This window comes from Cobetia sp. 4B, from assembly GCF_018831605.1.
GTDB classification, from domain to species: Bacteria; Pseudomonadota; Gammaproteobacteria; order Pseudomonadales; family Halomonadaceae; genus Cobetia; species Cobetia amphilecti.
The window spans coordinates 1,693,463-1,713,797 of the sequence record NZ_CP059843.1; the positions used below are offsets into that span (position 1 = coordinate 1,693,463).

At 62.3% G+C, this 20,335-nt stretch carries 15 protein-coding genes and 1 pseudogene; 7 read left to right on the forward strand and 9 right to left on the reverse strand.

The window, feature by feature from the left end; all coding sequences use genetic code 11:
• Positions 1–200: 200 nt before the first annotated feature.
• Positions 201–1,238 carry a LysR substrate-binding domain-containing protein gene (locus H2O77_RS07230; protein WP_052384372.1) on the reverse strand — a complete coding sequence of 346 codons (1,038 nt, stop codon included), beginning with the start codon at positions 1,236–1,238 and terminating at the stop codon, positions 201–203.
• Positions 1,239–1,491: 253 nt separating this feature from the next.
• Here H2O77_RS07230 and H2O77_RS07235 point away from each other — a divergent pair, with 253 nt between their 5' ends.
• Positions 1,492–2,589 (forward strand): TauD/TfdA family dioxygenase, encoded by a 1,098-nt coding sequence (locus H2O77_RS07235; protein WP_175090541.1) that lies wholly within the window; start codon positions 1,492–1,494, stop codon positions 2,587–2,589.
• Between the two features lie 107 nt (positions 2,590–2,696).
• A pseudogene (locus H2O77_RS17875) lies at positions 2,697–2,891 on the forward strand (HD domain-containing protein); the annotation flags it as partial.
• Positions 2,892–3,177: 286 nt separating this feature from the next.
• On the opposite strand, the gene H2O77_RS07240 reads toward H2O77_RS17875, so the two are convergent.
• Positions 3,178–4,080, reverse strand: coding sequence for a LysR family transcriptional regulator (locus H2O77_RS07240; protein ID WP_043332286.1), 903 nt, complete (start codon positions 4,078–4,080; stop codon positions 3,178–3,180).
• 235 nt (positions 4,081–4,315) lie between these two features.
• Between H2O77_RS07240 and H2O77_RS07245 the strand changes: the two genes are divergently transcribed.
• Positions 4,316–5,302 (forward strand): zinc-dependent alcohol dehydrogenase family protein, encoded by a 987-nt coding sequence (locus H2O77_RS07245; RefSeq protein ID WP_215824273.1) that lies wholly within the window; start codon positions 4,316–4,318, stop codon positions 5,300–5,302.
• 160 nt (positions 5,303–5,462) lie between these two features.
• Entirely contained in the window at positions 5,463–6,272 is an 810-nt protein-coding gene (locus tag H2O77_RS07250) for an SDR family NAD(P)-dependent oxidoreductase (protein ID WP_215824274.1), read from the forward strand.
• Between the two features lie 129 nt (positions 6,273–6,401).
• Here the strand turns inward: H2O77_RS07250 and H2O77_RS18050 are convergent, their stop codons facing one another.
• The 4 genes from H2O77_RS18050 to H2O77_RS07270 all read right to left on the reverse strand — a co-directional run bounded on the left by H2O77_RS18050 (position 6,402) and on the right by H2O77_RS07270 (position 11,275).
• Complete coding sequence (locus H2O77_RS18050; protein WP_215824275.1) at positions 6,402–7,652, reverse strand: methyl-accepting chemotaxis protein; 1,251 nt, start codon at positions 7,650–7,652, stop codon at positions 6,402–6,404.
• Between the two features lie 297 nt (positions 7,653–7,949).
• Entirely contained in the window at positions 7,950–9,362 is a 1,413-nt protein-coding gene (locus tag H2O77_RS07260) for an amidase (RefSeq protein ID WP_215824276.1), read from the reverse strand.
• Positions 9,363–9,498: 136 nt separating this feature from the next.
• Positions 9,499–11,025, reverse strand: a complete 1,527-nt coding sequence (locus H2O77_RS07265) for a sodium:solute symporter family protein (RefSeq protein WP_215824277.1) — start codon at positions 11,023–11,025, stop codon at positions 9,499–9,501.
• Between the two features lie 10 nt (positions 11,026–11,035).
• On the reverse strand, positions 11,036–11,275 hold the full coding sequence (locus tag H2O77_RS07270) for a hypothetical protein (protein WP_107335026.1): 240 nt from the start codon (positions 11,273–11,275) through the stop codon (positions 11,036–11,038).
• A gap of 268 nt (positions 11,276–11,543) precedes the next feature.
• Between H2O77_RS07270 and H2O77_RS07275 the strand changes: the two genes are divergently transcribed.
• Positions 11,544–13,736, forward strand: coding sequence for an OsmC domain/YcaO domain-containing protein (locus tag H2O77_RS07275; RefSeq protein WP_215824278.1), 2,193 nt, complete (start codon positions 11,544–11,546; stop codon positions 13,734–13,736).
• A 128-nt stretch (positions 13,737–13,864) separates the two neighbouring features.
• On the opposite strand, the gene H2O77_RS07280 is transcribed toward H2O77_RS07275, so the two are convergent.
• Positions 13,865–14,806, reverse strand: a complete 942-nt coding sequence (locus H2O77_RS07280) for a LysR substrate-binding domain-containing protein (RefSeq protein WP_215824279.1) — start codon at positions 14,804–14,806, stop codon at positions 13,865–13,867.
• 169 nt (positions 14,807–14,975) lie between these two features.
• On the opposite strand from H2O77_RS07280, the gene H2O77_RS07285 reads away from it, so the two are divergent.
• On the forward strand, positions 14,976–15,680 hold the full coding sequence (locus H2O77_RS07285) for an SDR family oxidoreductase (RefSeq protein WP_107335024.1): 705 nt from the start codon (positions 14,976–14,978) through the stop codon (positions 15,678–15,680).
• A 259-nt stretch (positions 15,681–15,939) separates the two neighbouring features.
• The gene (locus H2O77_RS07290) at positions 15,940–16,623 is read left to right on the forward strand and encodes a type 1 glutamine amidotransferase domain-containing protein (protein ID WP_215824280.1); all 684 of its coding nucleotides are present in this window, start codon (positions 15,940–15,942) and stop codon (positions 16,621–16,623) included.
• A gap of 175 nt (positions 16,624–16,798) precedes the next feature.
• Here H2O77_RS07290 and H2O77_RS07295 read toward each other — a convergent pair whose 3' ends face one another.
• Together H2O77_RS07295 and H2O77_RS07300 are read right to left on the reverse strand one after the other, a co-directional pair.
• Complete coding sequence (locus H2O77_RS07295; protein ID WP_215824281.1) at positions 16,799–17,854, reverse strand: ABC transporter substrate-binding protein; 1,056 nt, start codon at positions 17,852–17,854, stop codon at positions 16,799–16,801.
• Between the two features lie 142 nt (positions 17,855–17,996).
• Positions 17,997–20,192, reverse strand: coding sequence for a TonB-dependent siderophore receptor (locus tag H2O77_RS07300; RefSeq protein ID WP_215824282.1), 2,196 nt, complete (start codon positions 20,190–20,192; stop codon positions 17,997–17,999).
• Positions 20,193–20,335 lie beyond the last annotated feature (143 nt).

The window sequence follows — 20,335 nt, forward strand, 5'->3', positions numbered from 1 at the left end:
CCGGGTCAGGCCGACAGGCAGGCCGTTGGATGGCTCGTGGCGCAGCCCGCCGGGACGGTCGAACTGCGTCAACGCTGTCGTCTTGAGGCGTCATCTTTGGCGCAGATGATGACGTTTCCGTGACAGATGCCGGCCGTTGGCCGTAACAAAAACTGCGACTGTGCCTTAGAAATTCTGAGGCTCGCGTCTTCCTGCCCGTGCTAGCGGGGCTGGGAGGGCATCTCGCTGGTGACAGGATTGGCCTGAGAGGTGTGCATGGTGCTGCGCAACCAGGCACAGAAATCGTTGACCGCCGGGGCATGGCGGCGCTCCGGAGACACCAGCAGGTACTGGCTGCTGGTGCTGGGCATGCGCAAGGCGTGCGCCAGTTGCAGGCGTCCGTTCTTGATCAGGTCCATCACGAAGGACTGGCGGACGAGCAGGAAGCCATGTCCCTCGAGTGCCGCGGCAATCGCCAGACTGGCATTGCCGAACTTGAGGCCGGCCGGCGGGATGTGGCCGCGAAACTTCTGCAGTCGGAACCAGTCCAGCCAGCTTTCGCGGTAGCCGATGCACTCGATTCGTGGCGCGCGGGCCAGCTCGTCGAGTGGACTCGCGGGTGAGGCATTGGGGGCGAGGGAGTGATGCAGGAAGGTGGGGCTGGCCACGACGACCCACTGCTCATCGGCCAGTTTCTCGTACTCGCGCCCGCACCAGCCGCCGTAGCCATTGATGATCTCGATATCGACATCGGGCTGCTCGTCCGGGAGTACCTGGTTGTGCGGCAGCACCGTGACCTGGATGTTCGGATGCAGGCGCTGGAAGTCCTTGAGCCTGGGGATCAGCCAGTATTCGACGAAGCTGTGATTGGAGCGCAGCGTCAGGCTCTGTTGCTCATCGTGCTGGAAGAGGGTGGCGGTGCCGCGCTTGAGGGTCTCGAACACGCCACTGACCAGCGGCAGATAGGCATGCGCCTCGTCGGTCAGCTCGATGCGATTGCCGCGGCGCACGAACAGGCTGACCGCGAGGAAGTCTTCCAGCTGCTTGACGCGCTGACTGACGGCGCCCTGGGTAATGCACAGTTCGGCGGCGGCGCGGGTCAGGCTGCCGAGGCGTGCGGTGGCCTCGAAGGCGGTCAGGGCATTGAATGGGGGCAGGCGCTGAGCGAGGCGCTGGGAAGGGTGATAGGCAGGACGCGACATGCAGAACTCCAGCTTGACTGAGCCAGTCGCCGCATCGGCGGCTGGTGCTGAAGCCATGACTGCAGATCCTGCCGCGGCACGCGGCCGGGCGCTCATTCTTGCAGCCGTGCATGACGATGACGTGACAGTGTGCGCATATAAAAACTAAGGCTCGCCGCCAGAAAGTCTCGCTATGGTCACGGGTCTGCGTTCACTAGCATGGCGGGCATTCACTGGCGGATCGCTCGTTTGACATGAGCGCCAGCCACACCCGTTCGTCATGCCGTGCCTTGCGGCTTGTGATCGCACTCGACAGACAGGAAGACTCTGCATGCCTCGCCTCGCGTTTGACGCCGAACAGCTTCACCTGACTCTGGATGATGGCCAGACCCTTGCCCAGCATGTGCTGTGGCTGCAAGACCATGACCCCGCCCGTCGCCATGCCAATGGCCAGCGTCTGGACAGTGTGCTCGACCTCGACTGGGACGCCGCCATCAGCGAGGCGGCGCTTGAGGAGGGCGACGTCCTGCGAGTGACACTGAGCAATGCACGCGAGATTCGCTACGGCGTCGATGAGCTGGCCGCCTTGAGTACCGGCTTTCCCGATGAGCGCAGCAGTGCGCACAAGACGCTGTGGCAGGGCAGCGAGTTCTCGGTCGCCCGGGTCGAGTGGGCCGATGTCATCGCCGGGGGAGAGGCGCGGCGCGAGGCACTGGCCTGGGTCCGTGACACCGGGGTGGTGTGCCTGCGTGGCGTGCCTGTCGAGCCGGGCAAGGTGCTCGAGGTGATCGCGCAGTTCGGGTATGTGCGCGAAACCAATTACGGCAAGCTGTTCGATGTCCGCACCGAGGTTTCGCCGAGCAATCTCGCCTTCAGCAATCTCGGACTCGGGGCGCATACCGACAACCCCTATCGTGACCCGGCGCCAAGCATCCAGCTGCTGCATTGCCTGAGCAACGAGGTGGAAGGCGGCCAGACCCTGCTGGTGGATGGCTTCGCCGCCGCCGAGCGCCTGCGCGAACTGGCGCCCGAGAGTTTCGCGCTGCTGACGCGCACGCGGGTGCCGTTCCGCTTTCATGACGCGGACCATGCCGATCTCAGAAGCTGGGTGCCGTTCATCGAGACCGACCACAAGGGCAACATCCGCCAGGTGCGTTACAACAACCGCTCCATCGCCTCGCTGCCGCTGCCGCTTGAGGCGCAACGCGCCTTCTATCGTGCCTATCACGACTGGGCGCGCGTGATCGGTCAGCCGGAGCAGGCCACGCGCCTGCGCCTTGCCCCGGGGGACTGCCTGCTGTTCGACAACAGTCGCGTGATGCATGCCCGTACCGCCTTCGTGGCCGGTGGCAATCGTCATCTGCAGGGCGCCTACGCCGATCTCGACAGCCTGTATTCCACCCTCAATCTGCTGGAGAACGCCCGATGATCACGCAGCCTGCCAACGCCGAGGGCATCGTCGGCTTGATCGAGGACATCTTCGCCCTGCACGGTGCGGACTCCTATCTGGGCGAGGAGGTGACCATGGCCGAGCACATGCTGCAGGCGGCGCATCTGGCCGAGCAGCAGGGGGAATCCGAGTCGGTGATTCTGGCCGCCTTGCTGCATGACGTGGGGCATTACGCCAATGGGCTGCCGCCGGAGGTCTTGATGAACGGCCAGGACAATCGTCATCAGGTCAGCGGTGCCGACTGGCTGGCGCGCTTCTTCCCGGCCGAGATCGTCGAGCCGGTACGCCAGCACGTGGCGGCCAAGCGTTATCTGGTCGCGGTGGAGCCGAGCTATCGCGCCTGTCTGTCACAGGCCTCGCTGGATAGCCTGGCCCTGCAGGGCGGGGCGATGGAGCCGCACGAGGCCGCGGCCTTTGCCCAGCTGCCCCAGCTTGCGGCCATTCTCAAGGTGCGGCGCCTGGATGATGCCGCCAAGGTGGCCGGCATGCAGACGCCGGACTTCGCTCACTACAAGCCGATGCTTCAGCGCTGGGTGCTGGCGGCGGTATGTCGGGCTTTCCGGCGTCTCAGCCCTGTTGGACATCCCAATAGGGCGGGCTGCCGAAGTATTCGGAGAAGTAGTCCAGGAAGGCGCGCACCTTGGGGGCCAGCTGGCGGTTGCTGGGATAGACCGCCCAGATGCCGGTCTCGCTGATCAAGGGCGTCTCGGGCAGCACCTCTACCAGGCTGCCTTCGGCCAGGTGGCGGTAAATGCTCCATGTCGAGGACAGGGTGATGCCCAGGCCAGCGGCGCAGGCGTCACGAACGGCTTCGCCATTGTCGGTGCGGATACGCCCCTTGACGCGAATCGGCTCGACGCCGTTCTCGCACTGAAAGCACCACTGGTCCATGCCGATCAGGGTCAGGCATTCGTGTTCGTGCAGCATCGAGGGATGCGTCGGTGTGCCATGGCGCGCGAGATAGTCCGGCGAGGCGCACAGAATGCGCTTGTCCGGTGCCAGGCGCCGCGCGATCAGGCTGGAATCCTTGAGGGCGGAGTTGCGGATGGCGATATCAAAGCCGCCCTCGACCAGATCGACGATGGTGTCGGTCAGTCGCAGGTCCAGTTCGAGATCAGGGCAGCGCTCGAGAAAACCGGCCAGGCCCGGCACCAGGTGCATGCGCCCGAAGGAGGCGGATGCGGTGATGCGCAAGGTGCCGCTGGGGGAGGTCGTGCCGATGCCGACGGCAGCCCGCGCGGCCTCAGCGCTGATCAGTACCTCCTCTGCATGGGGGAGAAAGGCACGACCTTCTTCGCTCAGTGCCACATGACGCGTGGTGCGATGCAGCAGGCGCACCCCCAGACTGTCCTCGAGCTTGCGCAAGTGAGAGCTGGCGACGGCGGGCGACAGTCCCAGGTCCTCGCCGGCCTGACTGATGCTGTTCACGGCGGCCAGGCGGACGAACAGCTTCAGGTGCTCAAGATTCATGCGGGTGTCCTCATTTGCGTCGACGTGCGTGGCTCCCGATGGCGAGAGGCACGCCAGCTACGGCTTGGCGCAATGTTCGTGACGTCCACTACATCCAACAAGCTCAATACGTCCAACACGCCCAATACATCCAATACTTTCAATAAAACCAATAAACTGATTGTAGTTTATCGCCGTTTATCATTCAGGCCCATGACAATTATGCTGGCTCCACATCCACGCAGGAGACAGACTCATGAAAGCGATGCTCGTCAAATCATTCGGTGGTCCCGAGGTGTTCGAAGCGGCCGAAATCGCCAAGCCCCAAGCGGCGGCAGGTCAGGTACTGGTGCGTATCGCCGCCACGAGTATCAACACCGTCGACACCATGATTCGCGAGATGGGCCCTGAGCTGCCACTGTCTCCCGCACTGCCGTCGCTGCTGGGCATGGACTTCGCCGGTACCGTCGAAGCCGTGGGCGAGGGCGTCGAAGGCTACGCCATCGGGGATGAAGTCTATGGTTGTGCTGGTGGCCTGGCCGACCTTCCGGGCACCCTGACCGAGTATATCGCCGCCGATGTCCGCCTGATCGCCCACAAGCCGAAGTCCTTGAGCATGGTGGAAGCCGCGGCGCTGCCGCTGGTCGGCATCACGGCTTATGAAGGTCTCAAGCGCGCCAACATCGAGGCCGGTCAGAAGGTGCTGGTTCACGGTGGGGCGGGTGGTGTGGGGCACATCGCCATCCAGCTGGCCCGTCACTTCGGTGCCGATGTTGCCTCTACCGTCGGTCGTGATGAGCACGAGACGCTGGTCGAAGGGCTGGGGGCCAGTGCCATCAATTACCGCAATGAGCAGGTCGCCGACTATGTGGCCAAGCACACCGACGGCAAGGGCTTCGACATCGTGTTCGACTCCGTCGGCGGCGCCAACCTGCCGACCTCCTTCGAGGCTGCCGCGCTCAATGGCCATGTCTCGACGACCGTGTCCTTCATGGAAATCGACCTGTCCACCGCGCACTTCAAGGGCCTGTCACTGCATGTCGTCTTCATGCTGATCCCGATGCTGCATGACTTCCGTCGTCAGCAGCACCACGAGATTCTGGCCGACATGGCGCGTATCGCCGATGCCGGCGCGCTCAAGCCGATCATCGATGATCAGGTCTTCCCGCTTGAGGAAGTGGGCCAGGCCCACGCCCGCCTGGGCAGCGGCAAGGCAACCGGCAAGGTCATCGTCGAGGTCTGATAGCGGGACCTGATAGAGAGGTCTGATAGCGAGACCCGCCAGCCATCCAGGCGGCAGCATTTGACACTGCGCTGGCACAGATGAACGACAGGGTGTGGCCATAGGGCACGCCCTGTCGTTCGCGTCTCAAGCGTCGTGTGACATTTCAAGGAGAGAGCGCATGAAAACCATCCTTATCACCGGTTCTACCGATGGCATCGGCCTGGTCACGGCCAAGGCCCTGCTGGAGCGCGGCCATCGCGTGCTGATTCACGGGCGCAGCGAGCAGAAGGTCAATGGCGTCGTCGCCGAACTTGCAACGCTGGCAGGGGCTGAGCGTGTCGCAGGTTTCGTGGCCGACCTGTCCGATCTGGCCGCCATCGATTCACTGGCAAGCGAAGTGCTGGCGGCCAATGCCAGTCTGGATGTCCTGATCAACAATGCCGGTGTCTTCCAGGCCCCCAGCGTCGTGACGGCTGACGGTCTCGACCTGCGCTTCGTGGTCAACACCCTTGCCCCGTATCTGCTCACCCAGAAACTGGCTTCGGCACTGCGTCCGGCCGGGCGGGTCGTCAACCTGTCCTCGGCGGCTCAATCCTCCGTGGACCTGAAGGCGCTGATCGGAGAGGTCGCGTTCAACGACCACTACGCGGCCTATGCCCAGAGCAAGCTCGCGATCACCATGTGGACCCGCACGCTTGCCCAGGACTGGGAAGGCCAGGGACCGATCCTGATCGCGGTCAACCCGGGCTCTCTGCTGGCCAGCAAGATGGTCAAGGAAGGCTTCGGCGTGCCGGGCAAGGACCTGGGTATCGGTGCTGATATCCTGGTACGTGCGGCACTGGATGAGGAATTCGCCGGCGCCAATGGTCAGTACTTCGACAACGACGCCCAGCGATTCGCACCGCCGCACGCCGACGCACTCGATGATGCGCTGTGCCGTGAAGTGGTCGCGACGATGGAGAAGACGCTCGGCTCTCTGGCTGGCTGAAGCGCGCCGGGAACCGCTGTCACGCTGCAATATGACGCCTCGCTCATGCTGATGATCTCTCAGCGTGGGCGGGGCGTCGTCGTATGCAAGGGCATGCAACGGCTGGCGGATGGATGGCGCCGGCTAGCCTCAGAGGCGATCGATCGCGGCGCTGACCTGCCGGGCACCGGCCAGGATCTCGGCGATGACCGCCTGGGTCTGATCGACGCTCTGCTGGCCGGCTTCACTGTGGATGACGACGGTATTCATGCGCTCGCCCCCCTGGCGGATCAAGGCCGTGTTGTCGCGCAATACCTTGCTGATCTGCTCGGCGGATTGCGTAGTGGCCTGTGACAGGCGCCGAACCTCGTGGGCCACCACCGCAAAGCCTCTGCCATGATCCCCCGCGCGGGCGGCTTCGACCGCCGCGTTCAAGGCCAGCAGGTTGGTCTGCTGCGCAATGTGGGAAATGCTTTCGGCCATCTGGTTGATGCTTCTCACATGATGATTGAGCGCCTCGATGACCTGCCGCGCCGTCGCGACTTCCGTGCCGGCGCGGGTGACATCCTCCACGGCGGCCGCCAGTTGTGTCAGGCCGTCAGCGGCGATGGTCTCCGTCTGCTGGGCGCTGGTGCGCGCGGCAGTGACGGCGTCTCGCGTTGCCTGATGCTGCTGCATCTCGGCGGTGATATCGCTGGCGAACTTGATGACGCGAACCACCTTGCCGCAGGCATCGAGCACCGGGTTGTAGGTCGCTTCCAGCCAGATCGGGCTGCCATTGGCCGTGACGCGCGCAAAACGCCCCTGTTTGAAGCTGTTGTTGGCCAACTCGCGCCAGAAGTCGGGGTTTTCCTCATAGAAGCTGTCAGCGCAGAAGCGACGATGATGCTGCCCGATGACGTCATGGGCCTGATACCCCATCACCTTGAGGAAGTTGTCGTTGGCCTTGAGCACGGTGCCATCCGGCGCGAATTCGATCACTGCCATCGAGGTGTTGAGCGCGGTGAGAATGGCGTCCTGACTGCTGGCGCTCTCGTGACGCTCACTGACATCGCGGGCAATCTTGATGATGTAGCGCACACGCCCGCGGCGAGTCATGACCGGCAGGTAGGTCGCCTCCAACCACAAGGTCGCGCCTCTGGCATCACGTCGCTCGAAGGTGCCACCGCGTGAATGGCCGGCGACCAGCTGATGCCAGAAGTGTTGATAGTCCGGGGCCTGATGGACCTCGCTCGAGCAGAACATGCGGTGATGCTGCCCCACGACCTGATCACGGCGATAGCCCGTCGCTGACAGAAAGGCGTCGCTTGCGCCAAGAATGCTGCCATCCGGGCGAAAGAAGATGCAGGCAGTGTGGTCTTCCAGCGCACGGCGCAGGGCCTGGGCACGATCGAGCAGCATGGGAGAGTTCCTGGCAAGAGAGGGGAGGCATCAATCCGTCATCGACTGCGGACATCCTTGATGCGATTGTGCTGAAGTAATGTTTATTTACTGTTGAATCCTTTATTGACACGGCTGCGCCGATCTTTAGCATCAAATTCCTGATGCTGTGGGTATCAGGATTCTCATCAATACGCCTGCCCCGCACGATTGCTCGGGCGGGGCGGGGCGGGGTGGGATGTGAGGAGTGAAGCGAGCTGAAGCCAGAGGCTTGAGGCATGCCATAAGCTCGGCGGCTGGTTGATGGACTTCTCTTGGCTAGGGCTTGGGATAGACAAGGCCAGGAAGCATCTCCTCAAGCAACATGGCCGCATGCATCACTTTCATATCCTGGAACTTTCCTCCCACCAGATGCAGTCCGACAGGCAGCCCATTGTCATCCAATCCGCAGGGGAGTGATGCCGCGGGTTGTTGGGTCAGGTTGAAGGGGTAGCTGAACGGCGTCCAGTCCATCCAGTCAGTGTATTTCTCGCCGGGTGGGACGTTGTGCCCAGCGACAAAGGGTGAAATGGGCAAGGTGGGGGTAACAAGCAGATCCCATTGCTCGTGGAAGGATTGCATGTGTGCGCAAAGTGCAGTCCGCTCTCGTCTTGCCGCCAGATATTGCGACAAGGAAATGTTGTTGCCGCGCTCTGCAATGTCCAGCAAGCCCGGGTCCATTTGCTCTCGCTGGCTGTCGGTCATCTTTTCGACCACCTGGGTGGCACCCGCGAACCACAAGGTATTGAAGGTATCGAGGGGACAGGAAAACCCGGGGTCTATCTCGATGACGTCAGCGCCCAGTCTCGACAGTAGAGCGACCGCTTCGTCCACTCGCAGGCGTATGTCCTGTGCAACGTCGACATACCCAAGCGTCGGGCTGTAAGCGATTTTCCATCCTTCAAGAGACAATGGGAGTGGCGCATTCCAATGAATACCATGCGGGTTGCCGAGCAATCCGTCTCGGGCATCCGGTCTTGCCATGCTGGCAAGCATCAGGGCGCTATCGGACGCCGTCCGCGTCATCGGTCCCAGGTGTGAGAGTGTCGACATGGCGCTGGTCGGCCATTGAGGTATCCAGCCAAACGTGGGTTTCAGGCCGAAGGTGCCGGTAAAGCTGCAGGGTATGCGGATCGAACCGCCCGCGTCACTTCCTTGATGGAGCATGCCCAGGTTCAGCGCGGCCGCTGCTCCAGCCCCGCCTGAGGATCCACCCGACGTCAGCGCGGTATTCCAGGGGTTGCGGGTCACGCCGTGCAGCGGGTTGTCCGTCACTCCTTTCCAGCCGTACTCCGGTGAGGCTGTCTTGCCGAGAAAGACGGCGCCTGCCTTGCGCAGGCTCGCGGCGACGGGGGAATCGACGTCACTCCCCCCGTCGGGTGATGTGGTGGCAGAGCCGTACCGGGTTGGCATGTCCCGGGACAGCGTCAGGTCCTTGAGTGTTGTCGGTACACCGTCCAGCGGGCCGCAGGGCGAGCCGTTCATCCAGCGGGCTTCGGCGTCTCTCGCCGCCTTCATTGCCCCATCATGGGCGATATGCACGAAGGCATTGATCTTGGGGTTGAGCGTGTCGATACGTTCCAGACAATCCCGGGTCAGCTCGACAGGGGATAGCTCACCCTGGCGAAATAGCGTCAGGGCGTCAGTGGCGGTCAATTCAGATAATTGCGTGGGAAGAGAGGCTGGGGTCATGTCAGATCCTGTCCATTGGCTATCAAGTGCCGGCTATCAGGTACTGTGATCAGGTAATCGCTTGTGGGACGTTCTCGGCACGTGAGATGTGCTCGGCAATGAAAAGGGCCTGCGCAATGCAGGCCCTTGTCGCTGGTCAGCGGGCTTCGATCACCTGAGGTGAGGGAGCCGCATCATCTTCCAGCTGCTCCGGGTGATATTCCGCGGTGTAATCCCGACGCGCCTGCGCGAAGCGTTCCACCACATCGGCATCCTTGCGCTGCAAGGCGAGGCTGATGATGACGAAGGCTGACGCATTGAGGATCAGGCCCCAGATGCCGGCATGCAGGCCAAGCGGGTTGCTGACGCTGGCGCCGTAGGACAGCCAGAGGACGGTCACGATACCCAGAATTAGGCCCCAGAAGGCCGCTTGCGGGTGTGCCTTACGCCAGGTGATGGCGCCCAGTGTCGGCACGATCAGCTGAGCGGTGCCCGCCAGTGCCGCGATCCCGATCGTGACGAGCAGCCCCGGAACGGTCAGTGCCAGGATGTAGGCCGCCAGAGAGAAGCCGACCAGTGACAGGCGCCCGATGTGGACGATGCGCTTCTGATCCGCTTGCGGGTTCACGTAGCGCTTGTAGATATCCATGGTGACGACGGTCGATACCGCATGGATCTGGGAGTTGGCGGTGGACATCGCCGCTGCCGCGCCAGCCGCCATGATCAGTGATGCCAGCAGGTAGGGCGCATAGTTCATAAGCATGACAGGCAGGATCTGGTCAGCATTCTCCAGGCCAGGCTCCAGCAGTACACCGGTATACCCCGTGAGTACCGAGCCGAAATAGGCGAAGGCGGCGAGCCCCAGCAGGAAGGGCATCAAGCCGAACAGCTTGCCGCTTTTCACCGAATACATGCGCAGCCAGATCTGGGGACCCATGAAGGCACCGATGGCCACGATCACGAACAGCGAGAACCACATGGAGTAGCCCATGTTGCCATTCGGCCCCGGCAGCGTCAGATGTGCGGGCGAGTCACTGGCGAGCTGCGCGAACATGCTGGTCGGACCACCTGCCTGGCCGGCGATGTAGTAGCCCGCATACATCATGCCGAAGAACAGCAGCGCCCCGTAGATCACATCTGTCCAGGCGATGGCGCGAATTCCGCCGACCCACACATAGACGATGATGATGAAGTAGAACAGCAGTGCGGCCAGCCAGAAGGGCACGACGCCACCGGAGGCGACCTCGATCAGGTAGGCGCCGCCTGTCAGCTGGATCTGCAGGTATGGCACGGTAAAGATCAGCGTGATGACGGCAACGAGGACTCTGAGTGCTTCACTGTTGTAGAAATCGCCCATCAGGTCTGACGGCGTCAGGTAGTCAAAGCGCTTGCCGAGATACCAGACGCGCTTGCCCACCCAGTAGTACATGAAGCCGAAGAGCAGGTTCCACGCAAGCGCGGTGAGATAGATCGGGCCACTGGTGTAGAAGGTGGCATTCGATCCCAGGAAGGCAAAGGCGCTCCACCAGGTGGCCGCCACCGTGAAGAATACGGCAATGCTGCCCATGGCCCGCCCCTGAACGAAGAAGTCTTCGCTCGTCGTCTGGGACTTGCGGGCCGAGACGAGCCCGACGATCAAGGGAATGATCATGAAGGCCGCGATGATCAAGATGCTTCCAGTCATGGTGAGCTCCTCAGCGCTTGCCGCCGGTGGAAGGGGCTCTGGCGCTACCCCAGTTGGTCAGGTAGGCATACAGGAACACGGCGGTGAGGAAGCCCCACCACACCAGGTTCCAGACGAGGAAGAACGGAACTCCCATCACCATGGGCTCGATCTTGTTGGCCATCAGCATCAATGGACTCTCGAGCATCAAGAATCCCAGCAGCATGCTGCCGTAGATGGCGACCTTGCGGGTCGTGAAGCGCTTTCTCATTGCATTCCCCTTTATTGTGGTTGGTGGGGCGGGTTGTGACCTGTCGTGTCGATGGCAGGGAACCAGGCATGGCAAAGCATCAATTATTGTATTTATACGTATAAATTAACCAATAGGTGACAATCCCCCTACCGTCAAGGAAGACACGGCGTTTTCGCTTTTCGCCTCACCCGCGACGCAGGCCCCCAAAATCTGGATAATGGCGGCCATCGCGTAGCCGTCAGACTGGCGAGCTGGCGCCCACACTCTTCACAGCGGTGCATCGTTCATGGAAATCAAGGTCAACTTTCTCGACAACCTGAGGCTCGAGGCGAAATTCGACGACTTCACGGTCATCACCGATCAGCCCATCCGCTACAAGGGTGATGGGTCGGCGCCGAGCCCGTTCGACTACTTCCTGGCGTCGTCGGCGCTGTGCGCGGCGTACTTCGTGAAGGTGTACTGCGTGGCGCGGGACATCCCGACCGAGAACATCCGCCTGTCCCAGAACAACATCGTCGACCCGGAGAATCGCTACAACCAGATCTTCAAGATCCAGGTGGAGCTGCCGGAAGACCTCTCCGACAAGGACCGTCAGGGCATCCTGCGTTCCATCGATCGTTGCACGGTGAAGAAGGTCGTCCAGACCGGCCCGGGCTTCGAGATCGAGACGGTCGACAACCTCGACGAGGACGCCCAGGCATTGCTGATGGCGGAGCCGCCAGAAGGGCAGAGCACCTGGATCGAAGGCAAGGACCTGCCGCTGGAGCAGACCATCGCCAACATGACGGGCCTGCTGAATGATCTCGGCATGAAGATCGAGATCGCCTCCTGGCGCAACATCGTGCCGCACGTCTGGTCGCTGCACATTCGTGATGCCGCCTCGCCGATGTGCTTCACCAACGGCAAGGGTTCGACCAAGGAGAGCGCGCTGTGCTCGGCACTGGGCGAGTTCATCGAGCGCCTGAGCTGCAACTTCTTCTACAACGATCAGTTCTTCGGCGAAGCCATCGCTGACAGCGAGTTCGTGCACTACCCGAACGAGAAGTGGTTCCAGCCGGGCCCGAACGACGAGATCCCGGAAGGCGTGCTGGATGACTACTGCCTGGAGATCTTCAATCCGGACGGCGAGCTGGGTGGCTCCAATCTGATCGACACCAATTCCGGGCGTGCGGATCGTGGCATCGTGTCCTTGCCGTTCACTCGCCGTTCGGACGGTGAGACGATCTACTTCCCGTCCAACCTGATCGAGAACCTGTATCTCAGCAACGGCATGAGCGCCGGCAATACTCTGCCGGAAGCCCAGGTGCAGTGTCTGTCCGAGATCTTCGAGCGTGCCGTGAAGCGCGAGATTCTCGAGCAGGAACTGACCCTGCCGGACGTGCCGCAGGAGGTGCTGGCCAAGTACCCGGAAATCGTCGAAGGCATCGAGGCGCTGGAAGCCCAGGGCTTCCCGATTCTGGTCAAGGACGCCTCGCTGGGCGGTCAGTTCCCGGTGGCCTGCGTCACGCTGATGAACCCGAAGACCGGCGGTGTCTTCGCCTCCTTCGGCGCGCACCCGAGCTTTGAAGTCGCCATCGAGCGCAGCCTGACCGAGCTGATGCAGGGCCGCAGCTTCGAGGGTCTCAACGACTTCATGCCGCCGACCTTCAACTCGCTGGCCGTGTCCGAGCCGAACAACTTCGTCGAGCACTTCATCGACTCCTCGGGTCTGGTCTCCTGGCGCTTCTTCAGCTCCAAGACCGATATCGAGTTCGTCGAGTGGGACTTCTCCGGCAGCAATGAAGAAGAAGTCGCCAACCTGTTCGGCATCCTCGATGAGATCGGCAAGGAGGCCTACATGGCGGTGCACGAGGATCTTGGCGCGCCGGTGTGCCGTATCCTGGTGCCGGGCTATTCCGAGGTCTATCCGGTCGAGGACCTGGTGTGGGACAACACCAACATGGCGCTGGATTACCGCGAGGACATCCTCAATCTGCATCGTCTCGATGATGAGCAGCTGGCGGACCTAGGCGAGCGTCTCGAAGAGAGCCAGCTTGATGAGCACATGGACATCAAGACGCTGATCGGCATCGAGTTCGACGAGAACACCATCTGGGGCCAGCTGACGATTCTCGAGCTGAAACTGATGATCAACCTCGCGCTGGGTCAGCACGAGGACGCGCTGGATCGCGTCGAGATGTTCCTGCAGTACAACGACAACACCGTCGTGCGCGGTCTCTATTATCAGGCCATGAAGGCGGTGCTGGAGATCACGCTGGATGACGAGCTGGAGCTTGAGGACTACCTCTACAACTTCCGCCGCATGTTCGGCGAAGACACCATGGCTGCCGTGGTGGGCTCCGTGCAGGGCGAGGTGCGCTTCCATGGTCTGGAGCCGACCAACATGCAGCTGGAAGGGCTCGATCGCCACCTGCGCCTGATCGAAAGCTACCAGAAGCTGCACGCCCATCGTGCTGCCCTGGCGGCCAGGCAGGGCTGATGCTCGCCTGCTGAATCCCATGGCATGACAAGAACGGCCCCTCACTGGATGGTGAGGGGCCGTTTTCGTAGCCGGGCGCTTATTTTCTGTGCTCATGGCACAGGGCTCAGGGCACAGGGCTTCAGGGATCAGGGCAGCATCTGCTGCCCCTCCGCCAGACGCTGACAGCATTCAATGATCTGCTCGCGGATCCAGCGATGCGCGGGGTCCTTCTGATAGCGGCGATGCCAGCTCAAGTGGAAGGGGAAGGAGGCGAAGGCGAGGGGCGGTGCCACACGGGTGACGGCGAACTGGCGGCAGAAGTGCTGGCATAGCCCGGTGGGCAGGCTCGCGATCAGTGGCGAGCGCTCCAGCAGGGAGGGCACGGCCATGAAGTAGGTGACCGCCAGGGCCACCTCACGCTTGAGCCCCTGGCCCTCGAGCTGCTTGAAGATGCCGCTTTTCAGGCGGGTATGGGGTTGCACCAGCACATGGGCGTGGTGCTCGAAATCCGCCTTTGTCATGCGGCCTTCATCATCCAGACGCTCCAATAGCGGATGCCCGTTGCCGACCAGGCAGTCGATGCCTTCCGTGATCACTTCCCTGACCACCAGATTCTCGGGCGGATCGACCTGACGCCCGAAGGCGAGGTCCGTCGTGCCGCTCATCACGCCGGCTTCGCTCATGTCCTGCGAGAGACGGCGTACCTGGAGGGTGATGCCCGGCGCCTGTTCACGCAGGATCGTCGCCAGTTGCGGCAGGATCAGCACCTCGAAGTAGTCGTTGGCGGCGATCTCGAAATGACGGCTTTCGGTGGTGTGGTCGAAGTGCCGCTCGCTGTTGATCAGGCCATCGAGGTCGGTCAGCGCCGCCTCGATGGTCGGAAACAGGTGGTCGGCCTTCTCGGTAGGACGCATGCGCTGGCGGTCGCGGATGAACAGCGGGTCATTGAACAGCTCGCGCAGCCTGGAGAGCGCCGCGCTCACCGAGGGCTGACTCAGGTGCAGACGCTCGCCGGCGCGCGTGACGTTCTGCTCGAGATACAGCGCATGGAAGGTGCGCAGGAGGTTGAGGTCGTAGTTGAGCTTCATGATGACTACCAGAGCAGGCGGAGTGTCGCGGTTGCACTCGGGCGAGTGAGCACTATTTGTCTGGATGATAGCAGCTATCTGTACTATCGATTATCACGATGGCAAGTTCAGGCGGTAGGGTAGTGATCAGAACACGACGAGTGATCCAAGCGACCCACAGGAGTGAGCCATGAGTGATGTGAAGCGGACGCAAGCCGAAGAGGAAAAGATCGTGCTGATCACCGGCGCCTCAAGCGGTATCGGTGAGGCCACCGCGCGCACACTGGTGAAGGCCGGGCACAAGGTCGTCGCGACCGCCCGTCGCAAGGAACGTCTCGATGCGCTGGTCGAGGAACTGGGCAGCGACAAGGTGCTGGCGATTGCCGCCGATGCGACGGACTACGATCAACTCGCCAAGGTCGTCGAGCAGGCCGTCGCCCAGCATGGCCGTCTGGATGTGGCGTTCGCCAATGCCGGTACCGGCGTCAGCCAGGCAGGCACCGAGAACGGCGATCCCGAGGAGTGGAAGCGAGTCATCGACATCAACATCAATGCGCTGCTGTGGACCGCCCACGCGACCCTGCCGCACCTGAGAGAGAGCAAGGGCCACTTCATCCTCACCAGTTCCGTGGCCGGCCGCGCCAATCATGCGGGCTCCATCTACAGCTCCAGCAAGTGGTTTGCCTACGGCTTTGGCCAGAACCTGGCGATGGAAATGGCCGAGTGGCAAGGCCGCTGCACCACCATTACCCCGGGCATGGTCAATACCGCCTTCTTCGATCAGCCAAAGCCGGACAAGCTGGACCCGCAGGATGTGGCGGATGCCGTGCTCTACGCCATCAGTGCTTCGCCGCGTGCCAATATCCGCGAAGTGCATCTGATGCCGACCTATTGAGCCGGTTGCCGGCATGCGAGTTGTCGAGCGGGTGCGCTCGATAAGCACGCTGGCGCAAGACAACTATTTGTGTGTGCGATAGTGGCTATCCGGACTATCGATTATGACGATGGTGGCGTGAGCAGTAAGCTTCATTCAACACAGGGCGAGCACCACTTGGTGGCCATCACGTGGTGAGCATCACGTGGTGACCATCACGTCGCCGACATCTTTCGTGAAGTGACCGTTGCGGGCTATCCCGCACGTTGAGGAGAGCATCATGAGCAAGGTTCTGGTAGTAGTGACATCCCACGATACGCTGGGTGACACGGGCAAGAAGACAGGCTTCTGGCTGGAAGAGCTGGCGGCTCCCTACTACGTCATGAAGGACGCCGGCATCGAGGTGACGCTGGCCTCTCCCAAGGGCGGTCAACCGCCGCTGGATCCGGCAAGCCAAGGCGAGGATTTCCAGACGGATGCCACGCGTCGCTTCGACAAGGACGCCGCTGCTCAGCAGGACCTCGCCACCACCGCCGTGCTGGCAGACATGAAGGTCGAAGACTTCGACGCCATCTTCTACCCGGGTGGCCACGGCCCGCTGTGGGATCTGACCAACGACGCGGATTCCATCCGTCTGATCGAGCAGTTCCATGCGGCTGGCAAGCTGGTCAGCTCCGTCTGCCACGCCCCGGCAGTGCTGCTGAACGCCCGCAAGCCTGATGGCACTCCCTTCGTGGACGGCGTGCGTGTCACCGGCTTCACCAATGGCGAAGAAGAAGGCGTCGGCCTCACCAATGTCGTGCCGTTCCTGGTCGAAGATGCCCTGCAGCAGAAAGGCGGCATCTATGAGAAGAAGGCCGATTTCACCTCCTTCGCGATTCAGGATGGCCTGATCATCACCGGTCAGAACCCGATGTCTTCCGAAGGTGTCGCTGAGCTGCTGATCGACAGCCTCAAGAAGTAGATCGGGCGAGTTCAGGCTCCATGAAAAACCCCGCGACCGGGTCACCGGTCGCGGGGTTTTCGTCTTTCAGGTGGCGGGTCTCAGCTGCGCCCGGCTGGTTCAGTTGTTCTGAGCCAGTCGCCTGGTTCAGTAGAATGAGCCAGTCGCCTGTTTCAGTAGAACAAGCCAGTCACCATCAGCCATTCGAGGCTTTCGCTGCCCGCGCAAGCTGGGTTACGTAGGCATCGAGCACTTCCGGCATCGAGAGCGGTGTCGGGTTGGCCGCCGTGCCCATCGGGTCATTCTCCAGCAGGATGACCCTGTCGTTGCTGAAGGTGGGCAGGTCATTGTCCGCAAGATGCTGGTTGAGGCGCTCAATCAGCGCCTGGCCGCCGTAGGTCAGGATGATATCGACGTCGGCCAGCTCCGCCAGTTGTTGCGGGGGCACTCGCCCGCCAATCTTGCCGTCGCTGGCACTTGCCGTCACGAAGGACGGGGAGGTCAGCCCCAGCTCGGCAAGGAAGCGCCCCCGGGCATCGTTGTCGTTGTAGAAGGCGATCCGGGTCGGGTCTTCAGGGTCGATATAGCGCAGGGTGATGGCCGACTTGCCCTTGATCTCCGGGTGGGCGGCGATGTTCTCGGCGACCTGGGCCTCGAGACGCTCGATCAGTGCTTCCCCTTCGGCGGCCATGCCCATGCCGGCACTGTCGAGGCGAATCATGTCGCGCCAGCTGGAAGACCAGCGCGGCCCCGGGCGCGCCACGACCGGCGCGATCTTGCTGAGCTTGGCGTAATCGTCTTCGCTCAATCCTGAATAGGCGGCGAGGATGACGTCCGGCTGGCTGGCGGCCACGGCATCGAAATCGAGGGTCTTGCCCTGATCGAACAGATTGGCCGAGTCGGCCCCCAGTGCTTCCAGGCGCGCCTTGACCCACGGCATCATGCCATCGCCGTCATCATCCCCGAAGTCCTGACGGGGGAAGCCCACCGGCACCACACCCAGTGCCAACGGCACTTCATGATTGGCCCAGGCGACGGTGGCGATACGTTGCGGCTTGTTCTCGATGATGGTGGTACCGAAGGCATGTTCGATCGTGAGCGGATACTGCGCCGTTGCCTCGGCGGAGGCGGCAGATGATCTGGCAGATGACGTGTGTGCAGTCGCTGATTCGTGTGCCTGTACGGCAGGTGTGAAGCAGGCGGCCATGGCGGTGGTCAGGCCGATGGCGCAGGAAAGTCGCGTGAGTCGCAAGGGAGACTCCTTGTGTGATCGGCTGGCGGCAGACGCTGCTGGCCAGAGATGAGATGACAGCCCCTGGCGGGGAGGGGCTGTCGGTGGGTAGGCAAGCGTTACGTGTGGAGACGAGTGTCCTGTCGACAGGGCGGGCCCGTGCTCAGAAGTCGTAGGTCATGCTCAGCAGCGCACTGCGCGGCGCGCCGTACAGGTACTGGCTGTAGAAGCCCTGCTGCGTGTAGTACTCCTCATCGAAGAGGTTGGACACGTTGAGCTGGGTGCTGAAGTTGTCATTGAAGCGATAGCGCGCCATGGCGTTGGCGAGGAAGACATCGCCCTGGCCGACCTTCTCGGTACCGGTGGGCGTGTCGGTATCCTTGTAGGTATCACCCTGCCAGGTGCCACCAGCGCCCAGCGTCAGACGCGACCAGTCGCCGGGCAGCTGCCAGGTGGCGTAGACCTTGGCCTGCTGGCGCGGATAGCTGGTATTGAGCTGGGTGCCATCGGCGTCCTCGGCGTCCACCAGTGCGTAGCTGGCGGAGAGATTGATGCCCGGCGCGACTTCACCGGCCACTTCCAGTTCGAAGCCTTCGACCACGGCGCCGTCTGACTCGGTGTAGGCCTGATCGGTGGTGCCGGCGACATAGACGCCGGGGATCTCGACGGCCAGATTGTCCTGCTCGCTGCGGAAGACGGCGAAGGACACGTCAGCGCGGTCCTCGAACAACGCCGCCTTCAGGCCCGCTTCATAGCTGGTGCCCTCGAGCGGGTCGAGCAGGGCGCCATCGGGGGCACGTTCGCTCTGGGTGTTGAAGATCTGCGTGTAGCTGGTATAGGCGGTGAGGTTGTCGGTAATGTCGACGATCAGGCCGGCATAGGGCGTGAACTCGTCGTTGTATTCATAGCTGCGCTCGCCACGGTAGTCCTGGTCGATCTCCCAATCGGTCAGGCGGGCGCCGATGATCAGGTGCACGGGGTCAGCCAGCGAGAAGCGCGTCACGGCGTAGAAACCGCTCTGCTCGGTTTCGGTGTCGTCGGTCAGGCCCCATTCGCCCCATTCCGGCTCGGCCAGCGCCGGGTCATCGCGATCGGTGAAGCTGCCCAGCGCCGGCACGGCGCTCGCCGGGGTGCGGCTCCAGATCTCGTACTCTTCCTTGAGCCGCATGTAGCCAAAGCCCAGCTGGTGCTCACGACCGAGCAGCTCGAAGGGACCCTCGGCGCTCAGGTTCAGGTTCTTCTGGGTGCGATCACCGCGATAGTCGACCAGATAGGAGGTCGTCGGATACTCGCGATTGCTGTCGTAGTAGAGGATGCCGTTGTCACGATCCACATAGCCGCCACGGTAGTTGTAGGTCAGCCCGTAGTTGGCATCGCCATGACTGTAGGCGGCGGTCGCCTTCCAGCCGTTGGCGAAGTAGTGGGTCAGGTCGGCGAAACCGCGCGTGTTCTCGGTGAAGAAGTGCGCCCATTCGGTATTGTTGGCGACCGACTGGTCGAAGTCGGTGCGCGTGCCGTCGGTGTAGTAGAGCGGCACGCCCAGATAGGCGCCATCCTGGTCATAGCGCTGATACTCGACCCCGACGTTCAGCTCGGTGTCAGGCGTCAATTCGGCGGCGATCACCCCGTAGAGGGTCTCGCGGTCATTCTCGACATCATCCATGAAGCTGTCGGAGCGGTCCTTGGCGGCCACGAAGCGCACGCCGACCTTGCCGGCATCATCCAGCGGCGTGCTGACATCCACCACGCCACGCCGACGGTCCCAGCTGCCGACTGCGCCTGTCACGCTGGCCGCGGCTTCGTCCAGCGGCTTCTTGCGCACGAAGTTGACGGTGGCGGACGGGTCGCCGACGCCTGTCATCAGGCCGGTGGCCCCGCGGACTACCTCGACGCGATCATAGATGGCGGTGTCCCACTCGGCGTCGCCGAACGGCCAGAAGCTGCTGGTGTTGCTCTGTTGGCCATCGAACTGGAAATTGCGGATGGTATAGCCGCGCGACTGGAAGCTGGCGCGGGTGCCGTCCAGGCGATTGGAGGACACGCCCGGCAGGCGGTTGATCGCCTCCGTGGTGCTGGTCAGCGCCTCATCATCCATCTGCTGGCGGGTCAGAAAGCTGACAGACTGCGGTGTCTCGCGCGGTGACAGGGTCAAGCCATTGGCGCTGGTGCTGGAGTCGACCGTATACGCCTGAGTCTCTTCCGTGGTGCCGCCTTGCGCCTCGCCGACGATGGTCATCGCCTCAAGTGTGCGAGTCTCATCCGCGATAGCGGTGGCACTGAGCAGTGACGAGGTCGCGAGCGCAATGGAGAGGGCGAGTGGCGAGCGAGTGAAACCTGGACGGCGGAGTGAGTGAGCCAAGACTGCGTTCCCTAGTTGTTTATAATAATCATTATTATTTACCCGCTGGCGGCACTTTTGTTTTGCGAAATGCCAGACACGCTTTGCGGGATGCCAAGAATGAAAATTTCGGGGAACTTCATGAGCCCGACGTGGTGCTATCG

Bases quoted from the DNA above. Each gene is read 5' to 3' on its own strand.
- H2O77_RS07230 (WP_052384372.1), bottom strand. From the start codon at position 1,238: ATGGCTTCAGCACCAGCCGCCGATGCGGCGACTGGCTCAGTCAAGCTG.
- H2O77_RS07235 (WP_175090541.1), top strand. From the start codon at position 1,492: ATGCCTCGCCTCGCGTTTGACGCCGAACAGCTTCACCTGACTCTGGAT.
- H2O77_RS07240 (WP_043332286.1), bottom strand. From the start codon at position 4,080: ATGAATCTTGAGCACCTGAAGCTGTTCGTCCGCCTGGCCGCCGTGAAC.
- H2O77_RS07245 (WP_215824273.1), top strand. From the start codon at position 4,316: ATGAAAGCGATGCTCGTCAAATCATTCGGTGGTCCCGAGGTGTTCGAA.
- H2O77_RS07250 (WP_215824274.1), top strand. From the start codon at position 5,463: ATGAAAACCATCCTTATCACCGGTTCTACCGATGGCATCGGCCTGGTC.
- H2O77_RS18050 (WP_215824275.1), bottom strand. From the start codon at position 7,652: ATGCTGCTCGATCGTGCCCAGGCCCTGCGCCGTGCGCTGGAAGACCAC.
- H2O77_RS07260 (WP_215824276.1), bottom strand. From the start codon at position 9,362: ATGACCCCAGCCTCTCTTCCCACGCAATTATCTGAATTGACCGCCACT.
- H2O77_RS07265 (WP_215824277.1), bottom strand. From the start codon at position 11,025: ATGACTGGAAGCATCTTGATCATCGCGGCCTTCATGATCATTCCCTTG.
- H2O77_RS07270 (WP_107335026.1), bottom strand. From the start codon at position 11,275: ATGAGAAAGCGCTTCACGACCCGCAAGGTCGCCATCTACGGCAGCATG.
- H2O77_RS07275 (WP_215824278.1), top strand. From the start codon at position 11,544: ATGGAAATCAAGGTCAACTTTCTCGACAACCTGAGGCTCGAGGCGAAA.
- H2O77_RS07280 (WP_215824279.1), bottom strand. From the start codon at position 14,806: ATGAAGCTCAACTACGACCTCAACCTCCTGCGCACCTTCCATGCGCTG.
- H2O77_RS07285 (WP_107335024.1), top strand. From the start codon at position 14,976: ATGAGTGATGTGAAGCGGACGCAAGCCGAAGAGGAAAAGATCGTGCTG.
- H2O77_RS07290 (WP_215824280.1), top strand. From the start codon at position 15,940: ATGAGCAAGGTTCTGGTAGTAGTGACATCCCACGATACGCTGGGTGAC.